This window comes from Streptomyces sp. NPDC003456 (assembly GCF_042878735.1).
Classification (GTDB): Bacteria; Actinomycetota; Actinomycetes; order Streptomycetales; family Streptomycetaceae; genus Streptomyces.
In genome coordinates this window covers 1-1,212 of record NZ_JBIAOK010000015.1, presented here as the reverse complement: position 1 = coordinate 1,212, position 1,212 = coordinate 1, and the positions used below count along the sequence as shown (strand labels likewise).

The window sequence follows — 1,212 nt, the reverse complement described above, 5'->3', positions numbered from 1 at the left end:
GTGGACCGGGCACACCGGCCGGCCGATCCGCAACGTGGTCAACATCGGTATCGGCGGCTCCGATCTGGGCCCGGCGATGGCCTACGAGGCGCTGCGTGCGTTCACCGACCGCGAGTTGACGGTGCGTTTCGTGTCGAACGTGGACGGCTCGGACCTGCACGAGGCGGTGCGTGACCTGGACCCGGCCGAGACGCTGTTCATCGTCGCCTCCAAGACGTTCACCACCATCGAGACGATCACCAACGCCACCTCGGCGCGTTCGTGGCTGCTGGCGGGGCTGGGGGACGACAAGGCGGTGGCCCGCCACTTCGTGGCCCTGTCGACCAACGCGGAGAAGGTCGCGGACTTCGGTATCGACACGGACAACATGTTCGCGTTCTGGGACTGGGTGGGCGGGCGCTACTCCTTCGACTCCGCGATCGGCCTGTCGCTGATGATCGCGATCGGCCCGGACCGGTTCCGGGAGATGCTCGACGGGTTCCGGATCGTCGACGAGCACTTCCGCAACGCCCCGGCCGAGGCCAACGCCCCGCTGATCATGGCCCTGCTGGGCATCTGGTACGGCAACTTCCACGACGCCCAGTCGCACGCCGTGCTGCCCTACAGCCACTACCTGTCGAAGTTCACCGCCTATCTGCAGCAGCTGGACATGGAGTCCAACGGCAAGTCGGTGGACCGCCAGGGTGATCCGGTGCGGTGGCAGACGGGGCCGGTGGTGTGGGGCACGCCGGGCACCAACGGGCAGCACGCCTACTACCAGTTGATCCACCAGGGCACCAAGCTCGTCCCGGCCGACTTCATCGGCTTCGCCCGGCCGGTGGCGGAGCTGAGCGGCGAACTCGCCGCCCAGCACGATCTGCTGATGGCCAACTTCTTCGCCCAGACCCAGGCCCTGGCCTTCGGCAAGACACCCGAGGAGGTACGCGCTGAAGGGGTGCCGGAGGAGCTGGTGGCGCACAAGACGTTTAAGGGGAACCGTCCCACCACCACGATCCTGGCCGGTGAGCTGACCCCGTCGGTGCTGGGCCAGCTGGTCGCGCTGTACGAGCACAAGGTGTTCGTGCAGGGCGCGGTGTGGGACATCGACTCCTTCGACCAGTGGGGCGTCGAACTCGGCAAGGTCCTCGCCAAGCGCATCGAGCCCGCCCTGACCCAGGGCGCGGACGTCCCCGGTCTCGACCCCTCCACGGCCGCACTGGTGGCCGCCTACCG

1 protein-coding gene is annotated in these 1,212 nt (G+C 68.1%); it reads left to right on the top strand.

The genetic code is table 11. The features are described 5' to 3' along the window. Positions 1 to 1,212, top strand: a 1,212-nt coding sequence (gene pgi, locus ACFYWG_RS33480) for a glucose-6-phosphate isomerase (protein WP_389204489.1), incomplete at both ends; no start/stop codon positions are given.